Source organism: Pseudomonas sp. 2VD (genome assembly GCF_005503585.1).
GTDB lineage: Bacteria > Pseudomonadota > Gammaproteobacteria > Pseudomonadales > Pseudomonadaceae > Pseudomonas > Pseudomonas aeruginosa.
The window spans coordinates 1-5557 of sequence record NZ_SCND01000384.1 but is presented as its reverse complement, the minus strand read 5'-3'; the positions used below and the strand labels follow the sequence as shown (position 1 = coordinate 5557).

The 5557-nt window shown below is 67.0% G+C and carries 6 protein-coding genes; 1 reads left to right on the top strand and 5 read right to left on the bottom strand.

The annotated features are described in order from the left end of the window. From FFS27_RS27710 to FFS27_RS27700, 5 genes are all read right to left on the bottom strand, one after another. A partial coding sequence (locus FFS27_RS27710; RefSeq protein ID WP_137952348.1) for an FUSC family protein occupies nucleotides 1–588 on the bottom strand: 588 nt, incomplete at its 3' end. A 207-nt stretch (nucleotides 589–795) separates the two neighbouring features. Continuing rightward, nucleotides 796–909: a cytochrome c oxidase subunit CcoM gene (ccoM, locus tag FFS27_RS34050; protein ID WP_003091657.1), complete on the bottom strand. Its 114-nt coding sequence runs from the start codon at nucleotides 907–909 to the stop codon at nucleotides 796–798. 248 nt (nucleotides 910–1157) lie between these two features. Further along, nucleotides 1158–1319: a hypothetical protein gene (locus FFS27_RS33385; RefSeq protein WP_003091659.1), complete on the bottom strand. Its 162-nt coding sequence runs from the start codon at nucleotides 1317–1319 to the stop codon at nucleotides 1158–1160. Continuing rightward, on the bottom strand, nucleotides 1316–1918 hold the full coding sequence (locus FFS27_RS27705) for an alpha-ketoglutarate-dependent dioxygenase AlkB family protein (RefSeq protein WP_003122429.1): 603 nt from the start codon (nucleotides 1916–1918) through the stop codon (nucleotides 1316–1318). Before FFS27_RS27705 ends, FFS27_RS33385 begins: the two co-directional genes overlap by 4 nt. A gap of 53 nt (nucleotides 1919–1971) precedes the next feature. Continuing rightward, complete coding sequence (locus FFS27_RS27700; protein ID WP_003091664.1) at nucleotides 1972–2280, bottom strand: hypothetical protein; 309 nt, start codon at nucleotides 2278–2280, stop codon at nucleotides 1972–1974. Nucleotides 2281–2515: 235 nt separating this feature from the next. Here FFS27_RS27700 and rapA point away from each other — a divergent pair, with 235 nt between their 5' ends. Then, on the top strand, nucleotides 2516–5368 hold the full coding sequence (rapA, locus tag FFS27_RS27695) for an RNA polymerase-associated protein RapA (protein WP_369700334.1): 2853 nt from the start codon (nucleotides 2516–2518) through the stop codon (nucleotides 5366–5368). Nucleotides 5369–5557 lie beyond the last annotated feature (189 nt).

Sequence of the window (5557 nt, the reverse complement as noted above, 5' to 3'; positions counted from 1 at the left end):
CCGCTGGCGCGGGTCGATCTCGCCGCGCGCGGCCTGCATGCCCAGCAGCCAGGTGGTGTGGGCCTGCTTGTCGAGGTTCTGCTCGACCCGCTGCGGCCAGAGGATCGCACTGACCGCCGAGGCGCAGATGATCCCCAGGCAGATCTCGGTACAACGCGCCACCGCCTGCTCGAAGACCAGCAGCGGCTGGTCCACCGCCGGCAGGCCAATGATCGCCACGGTATAGCCGGAAAGTACGAAGGCATAGGAAACGTGGTTGCGCAGGGAGGTCGAGGCCGCCGTGCAGAGCCCCAGCCAGAGCGAGATGGCCAGCAGGAACAACCAGGGCGCCTGGGCGAACAGCGCGATCATCAGCACCGACATCGCGGTGCCGACCAGGGTGCCGAGCAGGCGGAACAAGCCCTTCGCCACCACCATGCCGGACAACGGCTGGGACACGATCAGCACGGTCATCAGCGCCCATTGCGGCTGCTCCAGGTCGAAGCGAAAGGCGCACCACAACGCCAGGCCGCCGGCCAGGAGCGTCTTGATGGCGAACTTGAGCGCCAGCGTCGAGGGTGCCAGGAACGGCTTCCAGTGAATGGGCACAGGGTCTTCCGAAACGGGGTCTACATCAGCATAGATAGCCGGCGAACGCCGAGGCGATATGTGCAGCCTATATTATTAGGCTGCTAACAATATCGTCCAGCGACATTCGTAGTATCCCGATCGCTGCGCCGGTGTTTTTCCAGGCGCAAAAAAACGGGCGACCGAAGTCGCCCTAAGTGCCTTGCGTGCTCTGTGTATCCGGGAGGATCAGCCTTTGCGGCTATGGGAATCCTTCCAGATGAAGTAACCGACCCCACCGAAGAAAGCGACCATGAGGCCTACCGTAAGAATCCCTGCGAGAACCACTTCGTCGATGAACATGTTGATGGCCTCCAGTTGCCGGTTGGGTGTTGCTCGATGGGCTCAGATTAGCGAGGCGCGGCGGCGCAATATTGACCTGGATCAATCGCCCGGACGGGCTTTTTCGGCCAGGTGCATGACACTGACCCAGGTCAAGTTTCGCAGGAGGGAGAATGCGGTCGGACGCCGCAGATAACCGGGAAAAACCTGCCCGATCGCCGCACGTTGCCCGCAGGAATGCGCCGCCGGCGAACGCGGCGGCGGAGGCTTCAGCGCTTCTTCGGCTTGCCTTTCGGCTTCTTCCGCGGCTTGCCCAGCGGCAACACCTGTTCGAAGGCCTTGCGGACCTCCTGCAGGCGCTTCTCGTGCACGTCGTGGATGCGCTTGTCGCGCTCGGCGCTGAGGTCGATCACCTTGTCGTCGTCGTTCATGGCTGGGGGTACACCAGGCGGAAGGTCAGGTTCAAACGGGGCATGCAGGAGCGGCGGGTCTTCGCCACCTGATGTTGCCAATGATGCTGGGTTGCGCCGCGCATGACCAGCAGGCTGCCATGGGTCAGTTCCAGAGAGTGGGCGATGCGGGTCTGGCCCTTGCGCCGCAGGTCGAAGCGGCGGCTGCCGCCGAGACTGAGCGAGGCGACCAGCGGATCGCGGCGCAGCTCCGGCTCGTCGTCGCTGTGCCAGCCCATGGAGTCCTGGCCGTCGCGGTAGTAGTTCAGCAGCACGCCGTTGACCCGCTGGCCGACCTCGCGCTCCACGCGCTCGCGAATCTCGCCGAGCAACGCGGTCCATGGCAGCGGCCGGTGGACCTGGCCGGAATAACGGTAGGCGGCTTCCGGGTCGCCGTACCAGGCCACCAGGCGCGGGGTCGGATGCTCCTCGCCATGGATGCGCAGGATCGGCTGTTCCCAGGGCGTTTCCTGTTCCAGGCGCAACAGCCAGGCGCTCGCCAGCGGCGCATCCAGCCAGTGCGGGAGATAGCGCAGGTCGGCGTCCGGCAGGGTCAGGGGTGCGTCGGCGAACAGGTCCATGGGCCGCAGGTTACTACGCCGCAAGGCCGCTGCTGAAGCCTGGAAAACCAGGGTTACACTTCGATGTCGATCAATTGTCCCTTGCGCGGCAGCTCGTCCGCCTGGGCGCTCTCCCCCGCCTCGTCAGCCGGCGCCTCGTCCCCCTCGTCGCTCCGCGCGTGCGCCTCGCCGCCCTGGCGGCGCTGGCGACGGCGGTATTCCTCTTCCAGCCAGCTTTCCTCGTCGCGCTCCTGGCGCAAGGCGACGCCATCGCTGCCCGCGCCAGCCTGGGTCGGCGCGACCGGCGGCGTGGCCGGACGGGGCTTGGGCGGGTCCTGCTGGACGGTAACCGGGATCAGGCCCTGGGGGATCGGCGGAAGCATGCAGGCAACCTCTCTGGGTAGTGCCGCGTCATGGGTTCTCGCAGCGTGCCGGTTTGCGGCGTTCTTCTACAAGGGTTATCGGTCGACCCGCCGCTCGACTTGAGAACCAGCCGCCAGGCGGTCGCTCCCGTACCGACGGACGGCTCTCCGACGAAGCCCTGGCGCAACACGCAATCCATCGCCAAGCGTCGCTCAACGCCACGCGTTGCGGTACCATACCCGGCTTTTTTGGGAGGTGGACATGGCGCAGTATCAACCGGGGCAACGCTGGATCAGCGACAGTGAAGCGGAATTGGGCCTGGGGACCATCCTGGCCCAGGATGGCCGCCTGCTCACCGTGCTCTATCCGGCGACCGGCGATACCCGCCAGTACGCCTTGCGCAATGCGCCGCTGACCCGCGTGCGCTTCGCCCCCGGCGATGAAGTGACGCACTTCGAAGGCTGGAAGATGACCGTCCGCGAGGTCGAGGAAAGCGAAGGCCTATTGGTGTACCACGGCCTCACCGCGCAGAACGAGCAGCGCACCCTGCCGGAAACCCAGCTCTCCAACTTCATCCAGTTCCGCCTCGCCAGCGACCGTCTGTTCGCCGGACAGATCGATCCCCTGCCCTGGTTCTCCCTGCGCTACCACACTCTCGAACGCCGCAGCCAACTGCTCCAGTCCTCGCTCTGGGGCCTCGGCGGCGCCCGCGCCCAGCCGATCGCCCACCAGTTGCACATCGCCCGCGAAGTCGCCGACCGTATGGCGCCGCGCGTCCTGCTGGCCGACGAAGTGGGCCTGGGCAAGACCATCGAGGCCGGCCTGATCATCCATCGCCAGTTGCTTTCCGGCCGCGCCGGGCGGGTGCTGATCCTGGTTCCGGAAAACCTCCAGCACCAGTGGCTGGTGGAGATGCGCCGGCGCTTCAACCTGCAGGTGGCCCTGTTCGACAAGGAGCGCTTCGCCGAAAGCGATGCCAGCAATCCCTTCGAGGACACCCAGTTGGCCCTGGTCGCCCTGGAGTGGCTGAAGGAAGACGAACGCGCCCAGGACGCCCTGTTCGCCGCCGGCTGGGACCTGCTGGTGGTCGACGAAGCCCACCACCTGGTCTGGCACCAGGACCAGGTCAGCGCCGAATACGCGCTGGTCGAGCAACTGGCGGAGATCATTCCCGGCGTCCTGTTGCTCACCGCGACCCCGGAGCAACTCGGCCAGGACAGCCACTTCGCGCGCCTGCGCCTGCTCGATCCGAACCGCTTCCACGACCTCGAAGCGTTCCGCCGGGAGAGCGAGCAATACCGCCCGGTCGCCGAAGCGGTGCAGGAACTGCTCGACCACGGCAATCTTTCCGCCGGCGCGCGCACGGCCATCCACGGCTTCCTCGGCAGCGAGGGCGACGAGCTGCTGGCCAGCGTCGAGGGCGGCGATGAAGACGCCCGCTCGCGCCTGGTCCGCGAACTGCTCGACCGCCACGGCACCGGCCGCGTGCTGTTCCGCAACACCCGCGCCGCCGTGCAGGGCTTCCCCCAGCGCGAGTTGCACGCCTATCCGTTGCCGATGCCGAGCCAGTACCAGGAACTGCCGGCCGGCGAACACCCGGACCTGTATCCGGAAGTGAATTTCCAGCAACAGTGGGAAGACGGCGACGACAACAATCGCTGGTGGCGCTTCGACCCGCGCGTCGAGTGGCTGATCGATACCCTGAAGATGCTCAAGCAGTTCAAGGTCCTGGTCATCTGTGCCCACGCCGAGACCGCCCTCGACCTGGAAGACGCCCTGCGCCTGCGTTCGGGCATCTCCGCCACGGTGTTCCACGAAGGCATGAGCATTCTCGAGCGCGACCGCGCCGCCGCCTACTTCGCCGACGAAGAGTTCGGCGCCCAGGTGCTGATCTGCTCGGAAATCGGCAGCGAAGGCCGCAACTTCCAGTTCGCCCACCACCTGGTGCTGTTCGACCTGCCGGCCCACCCGGACCTGCTCGAGCAGCGCATCGGCCGCCTCGACCGGATCGGCCAGCGACACACCATCCAGCTGCACGTACCGCACCTGGAGAACAGCGCCCAGCAGCGTCTGTTCCAGTGGTACCACCAGGCGCTGAACGCCTTCCTCAATACCTGCCCCACCGGCAACGCCCTGCAACACGAGTTCGGCCCGCGCCTGCTGCCGCTGCTCGACGGCGGCGAGGACAAGGCCTGGGACGCGCTGCTCGCCGAAGGCCGCGCCCGTCGCGAAGCCCTCGAAGCGGAGCTGCACAGCGGTCGCGACCGCCTGCTGGAGCTGAACTCCGGCGGCGCCGGCGAAGGCGAGGCGCTGGTGGAGGCCATCGAGGAGCAGGACGACGACTTCGCCCTGCCGATCTACATGGAGCGCCTGTTCGACGCCTACGGCATCCACAGCGAAGACCATTCGGAAAATGCCCTGATCCTCAAGCCAAGCGAGAAGATGCTCGACGCCGGCTTCCCCCTCGGCGACGACGAAGGCGTGACCATCACCTACGACCGTGCCCAGGCGCTGGCCCGCGAGGACATGCAGTTCCTCACCTGGGAACATCCGATGGTTCAGGGCGGCATGGACCTGGTGCTGTCCGGCTCGATGGGCAACACCTCGGTGGCGCTGATCAAGAACAAGGCGCTGAAGCCTGGCACCGTGCTGCTCGAACTCCTGTTCGTCAGCGAGGCCGTGGCACCGCGCGCCCTCCAGCTCGGCCGCTGGCTGCCGCCGCAGGCCCTGCGCTGCCTGCTCGACGCCAACGGCAACGACCTGGCCGGCCGGGTGTCCCTGGAAACCCTCAACGACCAGCTGGAAAGCGTGCCACGGGTCAGCGCCAACAAGTTCGTCCAGGCCCAGCGCGACGTGCTGGCCAAGCAGTTCGACGTGGCCGAGGGCAAGATCGTCCCGCGCCACGAGGAACGCGTGGCCAGGGCCAAGCAGCAGTTCGCCGCCGCGATGGACGAGGAACTGGCGCGCCTGACCGCGCTCAAGGCGGTCAACCCGAGCGTCCGCGACAGCGAGCTGGACAGCCTGCGCACCCAGCGCGAGGAAGGCCTGGCCCTGCTCGACAAGGCCTCCCTGCGCCTCGAGGCGATCCGCATCCTGGTCGCCGGCTGACGTCCGGCAACGGCTGCGCGAAACGAGAAGCCATGGGCCTCCCCCATGGCTTCTTTCATTTCATTTCCAGCGAAGGCCGCAACGGCGGATGGCCGCGCGGCGACCGTTCGCCCCGTTCCCCGGCCCCCGCCGGGCCGCGAGCCGGGCGTCGCAGCGGAATCGCGACGGTCGCCCTGCGACTTATTGACC

What these genes read in the sequence shown, in the direction of transcription:
- ccoM (WP_003091657.1), bottom strand. Translation starts at nt 909, where the DNA reads ATGTTCATCGACGAAGTGGTTCTCGCAGGGATTCTTACGGTAGGCCTC.
- FFS27_RS33385 (WP_003091659.1), bottom strand. Translation starts at nt 1,319, where the DNA reads ATGAACGACGACGACAAGGTGATCGACCTCAGCGCCGAGCGCGACAAG.
- FFS27_RS27705 (WP_003122429.1), bottom strand. Translation starts at nt 1,918, where the DNA reads ATGGACCTGTTCGCCGACGCACCCCTGACCCTGCCGGACGCCGACCTG.
- FFS27_RS27700 (WP_003091664.1), bottom strand. Translation starts at nt 2,280, where the DNA reads ATGCTTCCGCCGATCCCCCAGGGCCTGATCCCGGTTACCGTCCAGCAG.